Source organism: Brevibacillus gelatini, assembly GCF_003710935.1.
In the GTDB taxonomy this organism is placed as follows: Bacteria; Bacillota; Bacilli; order Brevibacillales; family Brevibacillaceae; genus Brevibacillus; species Brevibacillus gelatini.
Window position 1 is genome coordinate 77,010 of sequence record NZ_RHHS01000032.1, and the last position, 17,846, is coordinate 94,855.

At 55.3% G+C, this 17,846-nt stretch carries 15 protein-coding genes and 1 riboswitch; of the genes, 9 read left to right on the top strand and 6 right to left on the bottom strand.

From position 1 onward, the window contains the following. The first annotated feature begins 1 nt into the window (after nucleotide 1). Nucleotides 2–472: a DUF4188 domain-containing protein gene (locus tag EDM57_RS13860; protein ID WP_122905326.1), complete on the top strand. Its 471-nt coding sequence runs from the start codon at nucleotides 2–4 to the stop codon at nucleotides 470–472. 6 nt (nucleotides 473–478) lie between these two features. Here the strand turns inward: EDM57_RS13860 and EDM57_RS13865 are convergent, their stop codons facing one another. Together EDM57_RS13865 and acnA are read right to left on the bottom strand one after the other, a co-directional pair. After that, complete coding sequence (locus EDM57_RS13865; RefSeq protein WP_122905327.1) at nucleotides 479–2,047, bottom strand: alkaline phosphatase family protein; 1,569 nt, start codon at nucleotides 2,045–2,047, stop codon at nucleotides 479–481. A 154-nt stretch (nucleotides 2,048–2,201) separates the two neighbouring features. Next, nucleotides 2,202–4,931 (bottom strand): aconitate hydratase AcnA, encoded by a 2,730-nt coding sequence (acnA, locus tag EDM57_RS13870; protein WP_122905328.1) that lies wholly within the window; start codon nucleotides 4,929–4,931, stop codon nucleotides 2,202–2,204. 475 nt (nucleotides 4,932–5,406) lie between these two features. On the opposite strand from acnA, the gene EDM57_RS13875 reads away from it, so the two are divergent. From EDM57_RS13875 to EDM57_RS13885, 3 genes are read left to right on the top strand one after another with little or no spacing between them, the layout of a single operon-like run. Then, complete coding sequence (locus tag EDM57_RS13875) at nucleotides 5,407–7,179, top strand: ABC transporter ATP-binding protein (RefSeq protein ID WP_122905329.1); 1,773 nt, start codon at nucleotides 5,407–5,409, stop codon at nucleotides 7,177–7,179. Next, nucleotides 7,176–7,850, top strand: a complete 675-nt coding sequence (locus EDM57_RS13880; protein WP_122905330.1) for a response regulator transcription factor — start codon at nucleotides 7,176–7,178, stop codon at nucleotides 7,848–7,850. The genes EDM57_RS13875 and EDM57_RS13880 overlap by 4 nt, the downstream gene beginning before the upstream one ends. Beyond that, a complete protein-coding gene (locus EDM57_RS13885) occupies nucleotides 7,847–8,962 on the top strand; it encodes a sensor histidine kinase (protein ID WP_122905331.1) in 1,116 nt (371 codons plus the stop codon). Before EDM57_RS13880 ends, EDM57_RS13885 begins: the two co-directional genes overlap by 4 nt. A gap of 38 nt (nucleotides 8,963–9,000) precedes the next feature. Here the strand turns inward: EDM57_RS13885 and EDM57_RS13890 are convergent, their stop codons facing one another. The 4 genes from EDM57_RS13890 to EDM57_RS13905 all read right to left on the bottom strand — a co-directional run bounded on the left by EDM57_RS13890 (nucleotide 9,001) and on the right by EDM57_RS13905 (nucleotide 12,237). Continuing rightward, the gene (locus tag EDM57_RS13890) at nucleotides 9,001–10,026 is read right to left on the bottom strand and encodes a ThiF family adenylyltransferase (RefSeq protein WP_122905332.1); all 1,026 of its coding nucleotides are present in this window, start codon (nucleotides 10,024–10,026) and stop codon (nucleotides 9,001–9,003) included. Nucleotides 10,027–10,031: 5 nt separating this feature from the next. Continuing rightward, nucleotides 10,032–10,739 (bottom strand): molybdenum cofactor biosynthesis protein, encoded by a 708-nt coding sequence (locus tag EDM57_RS13895; RefSeq protein ID WP_122905333.1) that lies wholly within the window; start codon nucleotides 10,737–10,739, stop codon nucleotides 10,032–10,034. A 95-nt stretch (nucleotides 10,740–10,834) separates the two neighbouring features. Then, nucleotides 10,835–11,653 (bottom strand): SPL family radical SAM protein, encoded by an 819-nt coding sequence (locus tag EDM57_RS13900; protein ID WP_122905334.1) that lies wholly within the window; start codon nucleotides 11,651–11,653, stop codon nucleotides 10,835–10,837. Beyond that, nucleotides 11,650–12,237, bottom strand: a complete 588-nt coding sequence (locus EDM57_RS13905) for a methylated-DNA--[protein]-cysteine S-methyltransferase (protein WP_122905335.1) — start codon at nucleotides 12,235–12,237, stop codon at nucleotides 11,650–11,652. The genes EDM57_RS13900 and EDM57_RS13905 overlap by 4 nt, the downstream gene beginning before the upstream one ends. Before the next feature lie 257 nt (nucleotides 12,238–12,494). Here EDM57_RS13905 and moaC point away from each other — a divergent pair, with 257 nt between their 5' ends. From moaC to EDM57_RS13930, 5 genes are all read left to right on the top strand, one after another. After that, on the top strand, nucleotides 12,495–12,977 hold the full coding sequence (moaC, locus tag EDM57_RS13910) for a cyclic pyranopterin monophosphate synthase MoaC (protein WP_122905336.1): 483 nt from the start codon (nucleotides 12,495–12,497) through the stop codon (nucleotides 12,975–12,977). Between the two features lie 3 nt (nucleotides 12,978–12,980). Beyond that, nucleotides 12,981–14,276 carry an MFS transporter gene (locus EDM57_RS13915; RefSeq protein ID WP_122905337.1) on the top strand — a complete coding sequence of 432 codons (1,296 nt, stop codon included), beginning with the start codon at nucleotides 12,981–12,983 and terminating at the stop codon, nucleotides 14,274–14,276. 96 nt (nucleotides 14,277–14,372) lie between these two features. Beyond that, nucleotides 14,373–14,487, top strand: a riboswitch (SAM riboswitch). An 88-nt stretch (nucleotides 14,488–14,575) separates the two neighbouring features. After that, nucleotides 14,576–15,757: a pyridoxal phosphate-dependent aminotransferase gene (locus EDM57_RS13920; protein ID WP_122905338.1), complete on the top strand. Its 1,182-nt coding sequence runs from the start codon at nucleotides 14,576–14,578 to the stop codon at nucleotides 15,755–15,757. A gap of 177 nt (nucleotides 15,758–15,934) precedes the next feature. Then, on the top strand, nucleotides 15,935–16,405 hold the full coding sequence (locus EDM57_RS13925) for a hypothetical protein (protein WP_122905339.1): 471 nt from the start codon (nucleotides 15,935–15,937) through the stop codon (nucleotides 16,403–16,405). Nucleotides 16,406–16,576: 171 nt separating this feature from the next. Further along, nucleotides 16,577–17,782 carry an aminotransferase-like domain-containing protein gene (locus tag EDM57_RS13930; protein ID WP_122905340.1) on the top strand — a complete coding sequence of 402 codons (1,206 nt, stop codon included), beginning with the start codon at nucleotides 16,577–16,579 and terminating at the stop codon, nucleotides 17,780–17,782. The last annotated feature ends 64 nt before the right edge of the window (nucleotides 17,783–17,846 follow it).

Genomic DNA, 17,846 nt, shown 5'->3' on the forward strand with positions numbered 1-17,846 from the left:
GATGGCAAAAGTAATGCCAGGAAGGTATACGGCAAAAGTGGAAGGGTCTTATGTGGTGTTCATCATCGGCATGCGGATCAACCGGCTTTTGGCTGTCCACAAATGGGTTCCGGTTGTGCGGGCGATGGGCAAAATGATGGGAGAACTGTACCAGCATCCCGAACTTGGTTTTTTGGGCAGCCGCACCAGTGTCGGCTTGCGTACGATCACCCAGATTCAATATTGGCGTTCGTTTGAGCATTTGGAAAATTACGCGCGTGCCCCACTGCACCTGAAGGCGTGGAAAGCGTTCAATCAGGCAGTGGGCTCGGACGGCTCGGTAGGTCTCTACCATGAGTCGTATCTGGTAGAAGCGGGCCACTACGAATGTGTATACGTCAACATGCCGGTTTTCGGCCTGGGAGAAGTGGGCGAGCTGATTCCCGCCGCAGGCAAATGGGGATCGGCCAGACAGCGGCTCGCCAAAGGATAGAGCCGCCTATTCGGTTGCGTTGACCAGGCGCAGCACCCACTCCCTGAGGTCGACAATGCGCAACGATTTCGGACGCGAATCGGTTCCGGTGACGAGCAGCGGGACGAGCGAATCGACTGCATGCAGCGAGCCATGGGCGCCGCCGCCGATATGCGTCGGGGAGCTTTCCGTAATCAGCTCGTGGCCGGGTTGCACGGTGACGATGACGTATCTTCCGGGGTGGGAGTGCATGGCTCCGTACAGCCGGGCCAAAGCATCCGGATACTTGCCGTACGTGAGCTGCTTTTTGCGCACTGTCAGGTTCAGTACGTTCGGGTCTCCTGAGATCGTCCACGTCTGTCCGTACTCGTCCTTGAGCGGACCGCCCGGCTTGTACGTCAGTTGTCTGCTGCTGCCGCCAGCCGTGACGATGATCGACTGCCCTTCTTTTCGCGCGATGACATCCAGCCGCGGTTCGCGCTGCAGCTGCCCTGCAATGGTTGAGAGGGGAAGCTGCGGATCGAGTGCATAGACGTACGCCATCCGCTCGTTGGCGGCGATCACAATCTGGTCACTCGCCTGCTGTGGTCGGCTGATCGGGGAGATCTGATAAGGAGCGAGCAAGCTGCGCAAATCAATCGTCGCTGCTTGCCGATCATCCTGCACCGCGCTTTGGGCGCTGTCTCCCATGACGATCCAGCGCACTTCTTCAATGGCCTTGTCCCACGAGCCAAAGGCATCGAGTACGGTTTGCAGCGCCTTGTCGGCATTTTCAATTCCGTCTATCGTCATCGGGCCTTTGCGGTGCACCTCCATGTCATTTTCCGGGAAATACGCGATCGTGAGCGGCGGCAGCCTGTCATGTGCGATGAGAAAAGCAATCTCCTGGGCGGAAAACTCGTCGTTCATGCCGTACTTGCGCCAGATGCGGGTATGGCGTTTCTGGTTCGGATCGAGCTGGGCAAAAGCAGCATAAGACAACAGCTTCGGTCCGGTTACGTTCAGTTCTTTCGGCAACTGGGCAGCCATTTCGATCAGGTGCGGGATTTTCAAGACATGCTCCGTCTTGCCTCGCCACACAATCGCATTAATGGAAGCAGAGTCCTTTCCCTGGTCCGCGAGCGCCTCGTGGATCGTTTTTGTCTGCGGATTCAGCTGGCTCTGGTTCAATTGCCAAATCGCATCCAGCAGCACCTGCGGCTGGTCGATCTTCATCGCTTCCTTTGGCCCGTAGCCGTAATAAACCATCCGCTTTTCTTTTTCACTGTACCAGGACAGACCCGGCACGTGATGCTGGTCGGCGTAGGTTCCGGTCAGCAAGGTGCTGTCAATCGTCACGGACATGGTGGGAAACGAACTGACGACATGGGGGAAGTAGTGCCCTTTTTCCCGCAAAAAGGCCAAGGCAGGAGCGCGGCCCTGGCGAATCGCCTCCTGCAGCGGCTTGTCCATCAGTGAATCGATGAGGATGAGCACGACAGGCTTTTGTGCTTGTGTTGTCTCCTGGATTTGCAATCTTTCGTCAGCCTTGCAGCCAATGAGTGACATGCTGATTAGCAGAAACGAAAGGATGATGGACGTCCATCTCGACTTCATGCTTCCATTCCTTTCCGCGAGTTTCGTTTTTTATTTTTCGTCGCTGCCGCTAAATTATTCCAGGCACGATGCAAAAAAAGGGCAGACTGCCGAGATGCTCGGAGTCTGCCCTTTTGGGTGGGTGCTGTTACGAACTTATTTGTTTTTCGCTAGTTTACGCGTTTACTGGTTGGCCTTCGTCCAGCAGTTGGCGAAGAACGGTTTGCAGAATACCACCGTTGCGGTAGTAGTCTACGTCTACCATGGAGTCGAGACGAACGATAACGTCGAACTCGAACTTGCTGCCGTCTTGGCGAGTTGCTTCTACTTTTACGCGTTGGCCTGGTTGAACATCATTGGAGAGACCCACAATGTTGAAGGACTCAGTACCGTCGATGCCCAGGGACTTCCAGCTTTGGCCGTCAGCGAATTGCAGAGGCAGAACGCCCATACCAACGAGGTTGGCACGGTGGATACGCTCGAAGCTTTCTGCGATAACCGCTTTGATGCCGAGCAGGAAAGTACCTTTTGCTGCCCAGTCGCGGGAAGAACCAGTACCGTACTCTTTACCAGCCAGGACAACGAGTGGAGTGCCGTCTGCTTGATACTTCATGGAAGCATCGTAGATGGACATGATTTCGCCGGTTGGCAAGTATTTGGTTACGCCGCCCTCTGTGCCAGGAGCCACTTGGTTGCGGATGCGGATGTTGGCAAATGTACCGCGCATCATAACGTCATGGCTACCACGGCGAGCACCGTAAGAGTTGAAGTCTTTGCGCTCTACGCCGTTTGCTTGCAGATACAGACCTGCAGGGCTTGTAGGCGAGATGTTACCCGCTGGGGAGATATGGTCGGTTGTGACGGAGTCACCGAACAGCGCGATTGCTTTTGCCGCTTTGATGTCAGCGATCTCTGCGATTTCACCAGCAAGGTCTTTAAAGAATGGCGGTTCTTGGATGTAGGTGGATTTTTCATCCCACTCGTACAGGTCGCCAGTTGGAACGTCGATTTTGTTCCAGGCTTCGTTTTGCGTGAACACTTGACCGTACTCGGCGCGGAACAGGTCTGGGTTCATGGCTTTGTTCATTGCTTCCGAGATTTCTTGCGGAGTTGGCCAGATGTCTTTCAGGTAGACAGGCTCTCCGTCTTTGCCAGTACCGATTGGCTCGGTAGTCAGGTCAATATCGACAGTACCAGCCAGTGCGTAGGCGATAACCAATGGAGGAGAAGCGAGGTAGTTCGCTTTTACCTGTGCATGGATACGGCCTTCGAAGTTGCGGTTACCGGACAGTACGGCTGCTACAGTCAGGTCTTCATCTGCGATTGCCTTGCTGGTTTCCTCTGGCAATGGACCGGAGTTACCGATGCAAGTGGTGCAACCGTAGCCGACTACGTTGAATCCGATCGCATTCAGGGAATCAATCAGACCAGCGTCAGTCAGGTATTGCGTAACGACGCGGGAACCTGGAGCCAGGGAGCTTTTCACGAATGGAGGCTTTTTCAAACCTTTTTCCACTGCTTTTTTCGCCAGGATACCTGCACCCAGCATTACGCTAGGATTTGATGTATTGGTACAGGAAGTAATCGCTGCGATGACGACAGAGCCTGTTTTCAGCGTAGCGGTTTCCCCGTTTGCATAAGTAACAGGTGCGCTTGCTGCGATTTTCTCTTCGGACAGGCCAAAGCCGCCTTTGTCGATCGGTGTGCGCAGGCTGTTGTTGAAGGATTCCTTCATGGCAGTCAGTTCTACGCGGTCTTGCGGACGTTTTGGACCAGCCAGGCTCGGTACGACTGTGGACAGATCCAGTTCCAATGTTTCGGAGAAGATTGGGTCTGGAGTGTCGTCGGTACGGAACAGACCTTGTGCTTTGGTGTAAGCTTCTACCAGAGCGATCAAGTCTTCGCTGCGGCCAGTTTGGCGCAGGTAGTTGAGTGTTTCAGCGTCTACCGGGAAGAAGCCCATTGTAGCACCGTACTCAGGAGCCATGTTCGCTACAGTAGCGCGGTCAGCCAGCGAGATGTTGGACAGGCCAGGGCCGTAGAACTCCACGAATTTCCCTACTACGCCTTTTTTGCGCAGCATTTGGGTAACAGTCAGAGCGAGGTCGGTTGCAGTCGCACCGGCACTCAGGGTACCAGTCAGTTTGAAACCAACAACTTCTGGTGTTACGAAATACAGAGGTTGGCCGAGCATTCCTGCTTCTGCCTCGATACCGCCAACACCCCAACCGAGAACGCCAAGACCGTTAATCATGGTGGTGTGGGAGTCAGTACCTACGAGAGAGTCAGGGAAAGCAACCAGTTCGCCGTCTACTTCGCGGGTAGCGATCACAGTTGCCAGGTACTCCAGGTTTACTTGGTGAACGATACCAGTTGCCGGAGGAACCGCACGGAAGTTGTCAAACGCAGTTTGCGCCCAACGCAGGAAGCGGTAGCGCTCTTGGTTGCGTTCGAATTCGAGCTTCATGTTGTTTTCCAGAGCAGCAGGGTTGCCGAAGTCGTCAACCATTACGGAGTGGTCGATTACGAGGTCAACCGGTACGAGCGGGTTGATTCGCTTTGGATCTCCACCAGCGCGCTTCATGGCGATACGCATTGCTGCCAGGTCAACGACAGCCGGTACACCAGTGAAGTCTTGCAGCACGATACGAGCTGGCATGAGCGGCACTTCTTTGTTTTCGTCGCGGCCTTTTGTCCAGGTCGCCAGTTGTTGTACGTGTTCTTTGGTGATCGCGCGGCCATCGAACTGACGTACAGCAGCTTCAAGCAGAACTTTAATGGAGAACGGCAGCTTGGAAACGTCGCCGAGTCCTTGTTCTTCCAAGCCTTGCAGGCGATAGTACGCGAAAGTTTTGTCGCCGACTTGCAGGGAAGATTTCACTTTGTAAGCATCTTGTTTAGCCAATGTATACAACCTCCCTATTGTAACTTGGGGTTTCGTCTGGTGAAACGTCGTTTCGTTTCTCTCATTACGAACTTATTATACTCGATTTGTTTCTCGGCTTCTACCCCAAATTCATCATTTATATACAAAAATCGTGGGAGAAAAACAGACGTGCCTGTTTCGCGTCATATTTAATGAAGGAAAAATATCCAGACTTCATGTATTATCCCGTTTATATTTCGTTTACATTCATCCGGTATGGTTTTTCTTGTCAGCAAAATGAGCGCAGGGGACACTGCCGTCAACCTCTGCCGCTGTTTGCAGAAAGGAGAGGCTGCCTGTAACACCTTTTTCCTCCCGGCCGCTCTGTAAGGAGCAGCTTGGAATGATCTACGGGAGAGGCGCTTTGCCCAAGCAGCGAAAGTGCAACGAAAGGAAGCGTCAGACGTAAACCATAAAACATGCCATACATAAAAGTGGGAAAGGAGTCAAGCAAATGAGAGAACAAAGCAACGACAATCGTGCCCGGTTGGGAAACTGGCGCCCGTTTTTTCAATTAATCATGCAGACGAAGCCGTCCAAGCTGAAAATCGCTGTCGCGCTGTTCATGAGTGTGGCGACGACACTGGTTAGCCTGGTCATTCCGCTGTTTACCAAAGACCTGGTGGACAGCTTCACGCTCTCGTCCATCAGCCAAGGCCAGATCGTGCTGTTGATGATCGCCTTCATCGCCCAGGCCATCGCCAGCGGGCTGTCCATCTATTTGCTCAACCACGTCGGCCAGAGCATCGTCGCGGCTCTGCGGGACCGTCTGTGGAAAAAGCTGCTCGCCCTGCCTGTCTCCTATTACGACAACCATCGGACAGGGGAGACGATTAGCCGGATGACCAACGACACAGGCGTCGTCAAAGGACTCATCAGCGAGCATCTCGCCAGCTTTTTCACCGGAATCATCGCCATTATCGGCTCGGTGGCAACGCTTTTGTACCTGGACTGGCAAATGACGCTGACCATGCTCATCGCCGTTCCGCTGTCTGTGGCGATCCTCGTCCCGCTGGGCAGACAGATGTACAAAATTTCCAAAGGGCTGCAGGACGAGACGGCGAGCTTTACGACGATCATGAATCAAGTGTTGTCAGAGGTGCGGCTCGTCAAGGCGTCAAATGCCGAGCCGCATGAGTACGAAGCAGGGAAAAAAGGCATTGCCAACCTGTTTCGCTTCGGCTTGAAGGAAGGCCAGGTGCAGGCGATGATCGCGCCGCTGATGTCGTTTGTGCTGATGGTGCTGCTCGTCGTCATCATGGGTTACGGCGGAATGCGCGTCGCTTCGGGGGCGCTTTCGGCCGGCGAGCTGGTCGCGTTTATTTTGTACCTGGTGCAAATCATCATGCCGATGGGGCAGTTCACGCAATTTTTCACCCAACTGCAAAAGGCGATGGGCGCGACAGAGCGCATCATTGCTACCCTGGAAGAGCCGGAAGAGGATCACGAGAGCGGACGGACGGTGGAAAATGCCGCCCTGCCGATTGTCGTGGAGAACGTGAGCTTTTCCTATGAAAACGGGGAAACCATTCTCGATGATGTCAGCTTCACGATTCCGGCCGGAAAGGTGAGTGCGATTGTCGGGCCGAGCGGCAGCGGCAAGACGACGTTGTTTTCCCTGGTCGAGCGCTTTTACAAGCCGGATAGCGGCGTCATCAGGCTGGGCAGCGATCCGATTGAGGCGTTTTCCCTGGCGTCCTGGCGCAGCAAAATCGGCTACGTCTCGCAAGAAAGCCCGCTGATCGCAGGCACGATTCGGGAAAACATCTGCTACGGCATCTCCCGCGAGGTGACAGAGGAAGAGCTGAAGCAGGCGGCAGCCATGGCCTACGCGGACCAGTTCATCGACGAGCTGCCGGACGGCTACGAGACGCAAGTAGGCGAGCGGGGCGTCAAGCTCTCCGGCGGACAGCGCCAGCGCATCGGCATCGCCCGCGCCCTGCTGCGCGATCCGCAAATTTTGATGCTCGACGAGGCGACGTCCAGCCTCGACAGCAAATCGGAAATTATCGTGCAAAAAGCACTGCAAAATTTGATGAAGGGACGCACGACGCTCGTGATTGCGCATCGACTGTCGACTGTGGTGGACGCGGACCAGATCATCTTTTTGGAAAACGGAAAAATCACCGGCATGGGCACGCACGAGCAGCTGTTTGAATCGCACGACATGTACCGGGAGCTGGCCAGCCAGCAGTTGCTGGTGAAGGAAAGGGTGCAGCTGACATGACCAGAATCATGGTAGTGGACGACGACCCGCACATTCGCGAACTGGTACACATTTTTTTGCGTAACGACGGGTTCGAGGTCGTGGAGGCGGAAAACGGCGTCGAGGCACTGGAAAAAATGGAGTCGCCCGGCGCCGACCTGGTCGTGCTCGACATCATGATGCCGCAGATGGACGGCTGGGAGCTGTGCCGACAACTGCGCGAGCACTACGATATTCCGCTGCTCATGCTGACGGCAAAAGGCGAGACGGCACAAAAAATCAAAGGCTTCGAGCTGGGAACGGACGACTACCTCGTCAAGCCGTTCGAGCCTGCAGAATTGGTGGTGCGGGTAAAAGCGCTGCTCAAACGCTACAAGATCGCCGCGTCGCACAAAGTACAGGCCGGGCTGTTGCAGCTTGACCGCAAAACATTTGAGATCGTACAGGATACCCGCTCGTGGACGATTCCGCTAAAAGAGTTCGAGCTGCTGTTCAAGCTTGCGAGCTATCCGGGGCAAACGCTCCCGCGCGAGCAGCTGATCGAGCAAATCTGGGGCTTCGACTTTGAAGGAAATGAGCGGACGTTGGATGTGCATATCAACCGCCTGCGGGAGCGTTTTCCGGAAGGGGAGTACGGCTTTCGGATTCGCACCGTGCGTGGACTCGGCTATCGGCTGGAGGTAGACAAATGACAAGAGAGCCCAGGGAAAAGCCAAGGCACAAATTCGGGCGAACGAAGCCGCTGCACAAGCGCATTGGACTGAGACTGCTTGCGACTGTCGGGATCTTTGCCTTGCTGATGCTCTGCGGGGCTGTGGCTTACTGGGGCACGGGCGTCTTTTACCGCTATACAGGGCTTGCTCCGAGCGAGTTTGCGCAAGCGGTGGTCCAATCTGTCGTCAGCTTTTGCATTTTTATCTTCACAGGGTTTGCAATCTCCCATTTTATCCGCCCCCGGCATGTCGAGCTGTTTCAACTGCTGCTCGACGCCTTGAGGCGAATTGCCAAAGGAGATTTCAGCGTCAATCTGGATGTGAAAATGGAGCGTCAATGGGGGCAACTGGTGGAGGGCATCAACCATATGGCCGAGCAGCTGCAGGCGATGGAGCAGTTGCGTCAGGAGTTTATTTCCAATGTTTCCCATGAAATCCAGTCGCCGCTGACCTCGATCAGCGGCTTTGCCCGCGCGCTGCAAAACGAGGATCTGAGCCTTGCGGAGCGTCGGCATTACCTGGAGATCATCGAAACGGAGAGCAAGCGTTTGTCCAAAATCAGCGACAACCTGTTGAAGCTCACGGCACTGGAGGGCAAGCACCATCCGGTCGAGCGCAAGCGCTACCGGCTGGACCAGCAGTTGCGCAGCATCATTTTGGCCTGTGAGCCGCTCTGGCTGGAAAAGGAGATCGAGCTGGAGATTGAGCTGGAAAAGGCGGAAATCGTCGCGGACGAAGACATGATGAGTCAGGTGTGGAACAACCTGCTCAGCAACAGCATCAAGTTCACCGAGCCTGGCGGCAAAATCAGCGTCCGGCTGCAATCGCTACCCGGAGGCGCACAGGTGCAAATTTCCGATACGGGCATCGGGATCGCCCAGGAAAATCTGGAGCGGATTTTTGAACGCTTTTTCAAGGAAGACAAGTCGCGCAACCGCGCCAAAGGCGGCAGCGGTCTCGGGCTGTCCATCGTGAAAAAAATTCTCGATCTGCATCAGGCGACGATCTCTGTGCAAAGCCAGCAGGGGCGAGGGACACGGTTTACGGTAACGTGGACGGGGGAGGTTCCTGTAAATGCAGCAAGACCTTGAGGACGACAAGCCACTCAAGGTCTTGCTGCTGTTTCCGGCTACGCCCCAATATACTTCGCATGCAGGGAACGGGCCACGCTGATCTCATCCGTCCCCTGGACGAGCACGCGTCCGTCCGGGAAGGCGACGAGCGTGTACGAATCGACATGGAAGCGGAGCAAAAACTTGTTTTGTTCTATTTTTCCAAGGGGAGCAAGCCGCTCGGCGAGGGCATCCAGATCGAGCTTGGCAGAAGCGCCCGGCGAGATTTGCACCGTGTCCCGACCGCAGAGCGACACGGCTTGTCCATCCTGTGTTTCTGGCTGCAAAAACGTAAACTCGTGCTTGCCGCACGTCGGACAGTCGCTGCGGCGGGCATTTGCCACCTTGATTTGCGTGTGGCGATTTTGCCAGATTTCAAAATGCTCCAGGTTCGGATTGAGCGCATCTGTTGCCCCGACCAGCAGCTTGAACGCTTCGGTCGCCTGGTAGGAGGCGACGATGTGGATAATCGGACCGATGACGCCGGCGGTATCGCATGTCGGCATTTCCCCCGGATTTGGCGCTTCCGGGAACAGACAGCGCAAACACGGCGTCATGCCGGGGCGAATGGCTGTAAACGTGCCCGTCGCGCTCACCGCACCGCCGTACACCCAGGGAATCCCGTGCTTCACGCAAACGTCGTTGACCAAATAGCGCACCTGAAAATTGTCTGTGGCATCAAGTACGAGATCGACGTCACGCAAAAGCTCTTCGGCGTTGTAAAAAGACAGGTCGGCGACAATCGGCTCAATCGTCACTTCCGAGTTGATTTTCGACAGCTTGGCATGGGCGGCAATCGCTTTTGGCAAATGCTGGGCGGCGTCAGCCTCGTCGTAGAGCATTTGCCGCTGCAGGTTGCTCGGCTCGACGAAATCGCGGTCAATTAGGCGTACAAAGCCGACTCCGGCGCGAACCATATGATTGGACAGCACCGTTCCGAGCGCCCCCATCCCGACGATGGCGACGCGGCTTTGCAGCAGTTTTTCCTGGCCGCTGCGCCCGATCGGGTGAAACAGAAGCTGGCGGGAATAACGTGTATCCAAAGCGGTTACGCCTCCTTTCCTTCCGACATCGCCAGCGGATTCCACGGGCCTTGCTGGTGCCCCTTCCATTCGCTGCCGTCCTCCCATATTTCCTTTTTCCAGATGGGAACGATTTGCTTTAATCTCTCGATGGCGTAGCGCCCGGCTTCAAAAGACTCGTTGCGATGCGGGGTTGCCACTGCGACGACGACGGCGATTTCCTCCACGGCCAAATCGCCGACGCGGTGATGCATGGCGACTTGTGCCCCTGGCCAGCGCTCCTCGATCTCGGCGGCAATTTGCTTCATTTTTTCCACAGCCATCGGCTCATACGCTTCATAGGAAAGGTAGACGGTGCGCTGTCCGTACGTAAATTCACGAACCGTTCCAACAAACGTCAGGACGGCACCCGCATGCGGGTTGCTCACCAGTTGCACAAGCTTGTCTGCAGACAGCGGCTCCCGGGTAATGGCAAAGCGCGGTACTTCCTCGCCGCCGCTGACAGGGGGCAGGAGCGCGATTTCGTCATCCGGGCTGATGACGCGATCAGAAGCAGCGTACTCGTGATTAATGGAAACAAAACAGCTACCGAGTAGCGGCGCAAGAGCCGGATACTGCTCACCGACTGCTTGCAGCAGGTCGCGCACGGTTGCCTGTTCTGGCAAAGTCAGTTCAATCTTGCGAACATTGGCTCGTTCAGCCAGTCCGGCAAATAGCAAGATGGTAATCGTCAAAGCAATTCCTCACTTCCGATTGGGATGACAGTTATCTATGGCTTGACGATAACACAATCCGGCACAGATGCCAATGCGCGAAGGGGCTCAAGGACTTACGGCGCGAAGCCTTTTTGGCTTACGTACAGCTCGTCTTCCGCAAACACGCGCCGCAGCCGCTCGTAGACGAGCAGGTAGGCATCCGGCTCCGCCCATGCTTCCAGTCCCAGCTCGGCAAAAAGCGCGGGAATCCCGTTTTTCTTCGTGCGTTTGCCGCCGCTGCCGTCACCCATGTAAAAATCGTCAATGCACACCCGCCCGACCAGTGGGCGCAACAGGGCGGGAAAAGCTTCGCTGCTCGGCAGGACAGGCGCAATCGTCGCCTGTGTCGGGACGCCAGCGACAGCAAGCTCCTTGAGAGCGCGGAGTCGAGCGGCAATCGGAGGCGCTTGCGGGGAGAACTGTTTGCGGATTTCCTCCAGATCCGTTTCCACCGTCATACTGACGCGTACCCGCTCGCCCAGGCAAAGCAGCAGGTCCAGATCGCGCGTGACGAGCGGGCTGCGCGTCTGGACGAGCAAAAAGTCGGGCGGATGCTCGACCATTACTTCGAGCAGCGAGCGCGTCACCTGCTCCCGATATTCGACGGGCTGGTAAGGGTCCGTGCTCGACGACATGAAAATCGAGACAGGCCCCTTCGCTTTTGCCCGCTGGAGTTCCTTGGCGAGCAGCGCGGCGGCTCCCGTCTTGATGTCAACCCACGTCCCCCACTCTTGTCCGCGAAACAGCGAGACAGGCATTTGCCGCACGTAGCAGTACGAGCAGGCAAACGAGCAGCCCGTGTACGGATTGAGCGAATGGGTGTAGTCGGTCAAAAATCCGGTTCCTTTATTGAGCAACGTTTTTGGCTGTTTGTAAAAGAAAGTGCTGTTCACTTTTTGTCCCTTCTTAATTTTTTTGCGTCGTAAAAATGATCCCCGGACGGCGGTGCGTGCATTCCTCTGGTGAAACTACCTTTTTCCAGTGCGATCAGCTCCGTTTTCATGGGGAGGCCGCCGCGATAGCCGGTGAGGCTGCCGTTTTTACCGACGACCCGATGGCAAGGGACGGTCAAAAGCAGCGGATTTGCGCCAATCGCAGCTCCAACAGCCCTGACGGCGGCAGGCTTTTGGATGCGAGCTGCAATCTCTGTATAGGAAGCAGTCTGCCCGTATGGAATTTTACACAGAGCCTCCCAGACCGAGAGCTGGAACGGTGTGCCCTGCAGATCGAGCGGGAGCGAGAATTGCTGCCGCGTTCCTTGCAAATACTCGCTGATTTCCGTCACATAAGGGGCGAGCTGTTCGTGATCCTGGACCAAAGCATGGCGGGGCATGCGCCGGGTGAGCCACGCGGTCAGCTCTTCCAGCGGGCTGTTTTGGGAACCGACGAAGCACAGCCCCTTGGCTGACGCGGCAAGATACAGGTTCCAATGATTCACGGTTACTTTTGACCAATACACATATTGTTTCTCCGTCATTTGTTCAACGCCTCCAGACGATCCCGTTTTCCGTTGCTTGCTGGTTGTTGTACGCACAGTATACCTTCGCCGCGTTGCTTTTGTACGGTTTTGCGAGTAGGATAGCAAGATAGTGAAAGCCGCAGAAGCAGTTGACAGCGATGTTCCCATTGCTTTTCACAGGCTGCGGGAGTATGGTAGGAATAAACAGATGCCAGATGGCAGTCAGGCTTTTTGGCTGTTTGCGAGTGTCGCGTACATGGAGGACGGATTGTTGCATGAAAGATCAGTTGACGCATTTTAATGAACAAAACCGCGCGCGGATGGTAGATGTCTCGGAAAAAGACATGACCAAACGGGAGGCTGTGGCAGAGAGCAAAATCGTCATGAAGCCGGAAACGCTCGCCCGCATCCGCGAAGGACGGGTAGAAAAAGGGGATGTGCTGGCAGTCGCACAGGTAGCGGGTGTCATGGCAGCGAAAAAGACGTGGGAGATCATCCCGATGTGCCATCCGCTGCCTTTGACCGGGATTGACATTCGCTTCACTTTTGAAAACGAGACGACGCTTTCTCTGGAAGCATGTGTGCGGACGACCGGAAGAACGGGCGTAGAGATGGAAGCGTTGACGGCTGTAAGCGCCGCTGCTCTCACCGTGTACGATATGTGCAAGGCGATGGACAAAGCAATGATAATCGGCCCGACTTGCCTGGTGAGCAAAACGGGCGGGAAAAGCGGCGATTTTCGCCGGGGAGAGAACTAGACCATGAAACAGAAATGGCAATCCTATCCGAGCAGCATTCGTCTTCTGGCGATTGCTGCGATCATTTTTTCTACAGGAATGGCTTGTATTTGGCCGCTTGTCACCATCTATATCCATGATTATTTGGGGAAGCCGCTGACCGTAGCGGGCTTTTTGCTGTTATTGAACCAGGGGGCTTTTCTGATCGGCAGCATCGCAGGCGGCATGCTGTTCGACCGCTGGGGGAAAATGCGCACGATCATTTTTTCCTCTGTCGGCATTATTCTGATCTCTGTCGGGCTTGGCGTCACGCATGACTTCACCATGTATACGGTCTTGCTGTTGCTGAACGGACTGTTTTACGGCATGCTGTCTCCGGTCTTGAATGCGCTCGCTGTTGTGCTGTGGCCGGAAGGCGGGCGAACAGGAATCAACACGATCTACGTCGCGCTCAACGCCGGGGTGGCGGCGGGCTCTGCCCTTGGCGGTTTGCTGGCGAGCATCTCGTTTGCCTGGACGTTCTTCGGCAACGCCATCCTGCAAGTCATTGTGCTCATCATGTTCGTACTCACCCTGCCCCGTCAGCTCAAGGCAGCGGCGGACGGGTCCAGTCAGGGTGAGCAAGCCAATACGGCGGGCACTCCTGCGGCTGCCGGGCAAAGCGCTGCCCATCTGAATCCGGGTGATGCGCTTGCGCCGCTGCAGCAGCTGCCGCCGAAAAAAGTGGCGTGGGGCGCACTGCTGCTCTTGTGCAGCGGGCTGCTCATCTGTTGGATTGTCTACGTCCAATGGACAACGGTGTTGTCGACCTACATGCAGTCGCTGGGGATTTCCTTGCGTCAGTACAGCTTGCTGTGGACGATCAACGGCGGCCTGATCTTGTTCGGACAGCCGCTGATTGCCTGGGTCATTCGCCGCTTCGCCCGCACACTGCGCGCGCAAATGCTGCTCGGCTCCTACGTGTTCGTGCTGTCGATGCTGATTTTGTCGCAGACGACCTCCTACGCTGGCTTTGTCGCCGGCATGTTCATCATGACGCTCGGAGAAATGCTCGTCTGGCCGGCCGTGCCTGCCGTAGCGGCAGAGTTTACGCCACCAGGGCGCGAAGGCTTCATTCAGGGCCTGATCTCGGGCACAGGATCGGCGGGACGCATGCTCGGACCGCTGCTCGGGGCGATCATTTTCCAGCACTTCCAGGCGCAGGGGCTGTTGTATATCATGGCGGGCCTTGCTTTGCTGGCTGTGGCGTTTTTTGCCCTGCACAGCTCTTTGCAAGGCCGTACGGGAAAAGTGCCGAAGACGACCGCAGAAAAGTTGTAGGAAGGAAAAATCCGCTCGCCGCGCGAAGCATCTTGACACGTTTGGAACGCGCAATGTAGTATGAAGGAGATTAAAAACAGTATATTCCGTGTGCTTTACTTATGAAGAGAGGCGGAGGGACTGGCCCTATGAAGCCCGGCAGCGGATCTGCGCGCTCGTGCGATGCAGATGCTGTGCCAAATCCAGCAGGAGAATTCCTGACAGATAAGGACGTGACCAAGTTGATCTCCCCCTTTTTCTGTACGGAAAGAGGGGGTTTTTGTTGTACATTGGCCTAAAAAGAAAGGAAATGAAGAAAGATGCGCATCCAACCTTCCGATATGATTGATCGGCTCCCCACCCAGTTTTTTGCGACATTGGTGGCAAAAGTAAACAAAGTCATCGCGAGTGGGCATGACGTCATTAATCTGGGCCAAGGCAACCCTGACCTGCCTACGCCGCCGCACATTGTAGAAGAGCTGAAGGCGCAGGCAGAAAATCCGCTGCATCACAAGTACCCGCCATTTTCCGGCCGTCTGGAGCTGAAGCAGGCAGTCGCACACTGGTACAAGCAACAATTTGATGTGGACCTCGACCCGGAGGAAGAGGTAGCCATCCTGTTTGGAAGCAAAACCGGCCTCGTGGAAATCTGCCAGGTGCTGATGAACGCAGGCGATGTGGCACTCGTACCGGACCCAGGCTATCCGGATTACTGGTCCGGCGTAGCGGTCGTAAACGGGCGGATGTCGATGATGCCGCTCACGGCAGAAAATCAGTTTTTGCCCGACTACAGCAAAATCCCGCAAGCCGATCTGGACCGTGCCAAGCTGATGTTTTTGAACTATCCGAATAACCCGACAGCAGTGAACGCTCCGTTTGAATTTTACGAAGAAACGATCCGGTTTGCCCGCAAGCACGAGATCGTCGTCTGCCACGATTTCGCGTACGGCGCGATCAGCTACGACGGCAAAAAGCCTGTCAGCTTCATGCAAGTGCCGGGGGCAAAAGAGGTGGGCGTGGAGTTTTACACGTTGTCCAAAACGTACAATATGGCCGGCTGGCGCGTAGGCGCGATGGTCGGCAACCGCGAGCTGGTAAGGCTCATCAATCTGATTCAGGACCACTACTTCGTCAGCCTGTTTGGCGCTGTTCAGATGGCGGCAGCCAAAGCGATGACCGACTCGCAGCAGTGCGTCCGCGATCTGGTCGCCGTCTACGAAGGCCGCCGCAACGCGCTGTTTTCCAACCTGCACCGCATCGGCTGGCAGGCTACGCCATCGCAAGGCTCGTTTTTCGCCTGGCTGCCCGTCCCGGCAGGCTTTACTTCGGTCGAGTTCTCTGATTTGCTGCTGGAAAAAGCGCACGTGGTCGTCGCACCAGGTGTAGGCTTCGGCCCGAGCGGAGAAGGCTACGTGCGCGCCGCCCTGTTGTCGGACGAACAGCGCCTGGCAGAAGCAGTACGGCGGATCGAGCAACTGGGGCTTTTTGTAAAAGCAAAATAGGAATGCAGCAGGGGACCACACTTCCTGGGGTTGGGGAGTGTGGTTTTGTACTCCTGCGGCCACTTCCGCACGACGAGACATACAGGAATAAAAATCATTCTCAACGTTGACAGATAATGATTTTCATTATACGATGTTGTTAATGATAATTAATCTCAGCAGAAGCGGGAGGGTACTATGCGCTATCAGATTAACGGTTACACGGACATGTACACGGTGATCGCCAACGAGCGGAAAATCGGTGGAGCCATTGAAGCAGCTCAGGTTCGCCTGCGCACAGGTGAGGTTTTCACCAATGCAGTTCTCACTCGTCTGGAAATGTCCGGTGCGCATTTTTGCTCGATCGGCTTCGTGACAGAGGAAGGCAAGCGGCTGATTGTGCATGTGGACGACATCAGCATGATCGCGGACGCGCGCCACGTCAATGTATGTGAGCTTGCCAATGAATGCATGCGAAAAGAAAAGTGCGCCGAGCGCCTGAAGCGTTTGAAGCGCCTCTGTGAGCTGAACGAAGGAAGCTGTACGCCTACCTTCCAGGAAGAGGCGTTGCTTTTGGCAGAAGACATTGGCCTGGAGGAAGCGCGCTCCCATGTGGATTTGTCCTTCCTGCCGCATGCAGAAAAATCACGGGTTGTCCGCATCGCGTAGAGTATTTTCAACCACGTTACATATTCGCCCCTTTCCCTTTTTCGGTGGAGAGGGGCTTTTTGCGTACGCTCGACATAGTCAAAACCTATTTGCGCCATAGCTAGCGAGGATTGGACTTTGCCTGAGGTCAGTGATAAAACAAGAATAAGCAAAATCAAGGGGGAACGGGACATGGAGTATTCTTTTTCAAAATCAGTAGACGCATTATCCTCCTCGGCTGTCCGGGAAATCTTGAAGCTGACCCAAGGCAATCAAGTGCTCTCGCTCGCAGGCGGGCTGCCGGCTGAGGATTCTTTTCCGATCGCAGCGATGCGCGAAGCGTTCAATCGGGCATTTGATCTGGGTGCCAAATGTTTGCAATACGGTTTGACTGACGGATACATTCCGCTTCGCGAGTGGGTTGCCTCACGGATGAAGCAAAAACATATGAACGTTGGCGTGGACAATATGCTGTTGACCACGGGCTCCCAGCAGGCCGTCGACTTGCTGTGTCGGGTCTATCTGGACGAAGGCGACGTCGTGCTGGTAGAAAATCCGACGTATCTGGCTGCGGTCCAATTGTTCCAATTCCGCGGAATTCGCATCATTCCGGTACAAGGAGACGCAGAGGGGATGGATCTGGACGATCTCGCGAAAAAAATCGCCCAGTATCGCCCGAAAATGGTTTATGTGATTCCGACTTTTGCGAATCCGACAGGAAAAGTATGGAGTCTGGAACGCCGCCAAGGCTTGCTCGCCCAGTGCAAAGCGAACAATATCCTCATTCTGGAAGACGATCCGTACGGCGAAATCCAGTTTGACGGAGAAGCTCCGTACCGTTCCATTTTCTCACTTGATGAGCATCCGACAGATTCCTGTGTCGTGTACACGAGCACGTTTTCGAAAATCGTCGCTCCCGGTGTGCGTACCGGCTGGGCTATCGGTGACAAGCGCGTCATCCAGATGATGGTCAAGGCGAAGCAAGCCGTCGACCTGCAATCCAGCACGATTGACCAGATTGCGCTCCATGAACTGCTCTCCCGCTTCGATCTGGATAGCCACATTGAAAAAATTCGCGCTTCCTACAAACAGCGGATGGAGTGGATGAACGAGCTTCTGCTCGCCCAAAACTGGGACGGCGTTCAGTGGGAGAAGCCAAGAGGAGGCATGTTCTTCTGGGTGAATTTGCCCGAGCATGTGGATTCGGAAAAACTGCTGGCCCGCTCTGTGCAAGAAGGCGTGGCATTCGTTCCGGGCAAGCCGTTTTACGCAGCGGAGCCGCAGGCAAATACGATACGCTTGAACTACACGTTGCTCAACCGTGAAGACACCGAGCTGGCGATTGCCAGACTTGGCAAAGCATATGCAGCATACAGTCAAAGTCTGGTAACGCAGTAGCAACGTCTGCGCCTGCGAAATCGTTTGGCGAACGAAAAAACCGCACCAAAAGACAATCATGCCA

What these genes read in the sequence shown, in the direction of transcription:
- EDM57_RS13860 (WP_122905326.1), top strand. Translation starts at nt 2, where the DNA reads ATGGCAAAAGTAATGCCAGGAAGGTATACGGCAAAAGTGGAAGGGTCT.
- EDM57_RS13865 (WP_122905327.1), bottom strand. Translation starts at nt 2,047, where the DNA reads ATGAAGTCGAGATGGACGTCCATCATCCTTTCGTTTCTGCTAATCAGC.
- EDM57_RS13875 (WP_122905329.1), top strand. Translation starts at nt 5,407, where the DNA reads ATGAGAGAACAAAGCAACGACAATCGTGCCCGGTTGGGAAACTGGCGC.
- EDM57_RS13880 (WP_122905330.1), top strand. Translation starts at nt 7,176, where the DNA reads ATGACCAGAATCATGGTAGTGGACGACGACCCGCACATTCGCGAACTG.
- EDM57_RS13885 (WP_122905331.1), top strand. Translation starts at nt 7,847, where the DNA reads ATGACAAGAGAGCCCAGGGAAAAGCCAAGGCACAAATTCGGGCGAACG.
- EDM57_RS13905 (WP_122905335.1), bottom strand. Translation starts at nt 12,237, where the DNA reads ATGACGGAGAAACAATATGTGTATTGGTCAAAAGTAACCGTGAATCAT.
- moaC (WP_122905336.1), top strand. Translation starts at nt 12,495, where the DNA reads ATGAAAGATCAGTTGACGCATTTTAATGAACAAAACCGCGCGCGGATG.
- EDM57_RS13915 (WP_122905337.1), top strand. Translation starts at nt 12,981, where the DNA reads ATGAAACAGAAATGGCAATCCTATCCGAGCAGCATTCGTCTTCTGGCG.
- EDM57_RS13920 (WP_122905338.1), top strand. Translation starts at nt 14,576, where the DNA reads ATGCGCATCCAACCTTCCGATATGATTGATCGGCTCCCCACCCAGTTT.
- EDM57_RS13925 (WP_122905339.1), top strand. Translation starts at nt 15,935, where the DNA reads ATGCGCTATCAGATTAACGGTTACACGGACATGTACACGGTGATCGCC.
- EDM57_RS13930 (WP_122905340.1), top strand. Translation starts at nt 16,577, where the DNA reads ATGGAGTATTCTTTTTCAAAATCAGTAGACGCATTATCCTCCTCGGCT.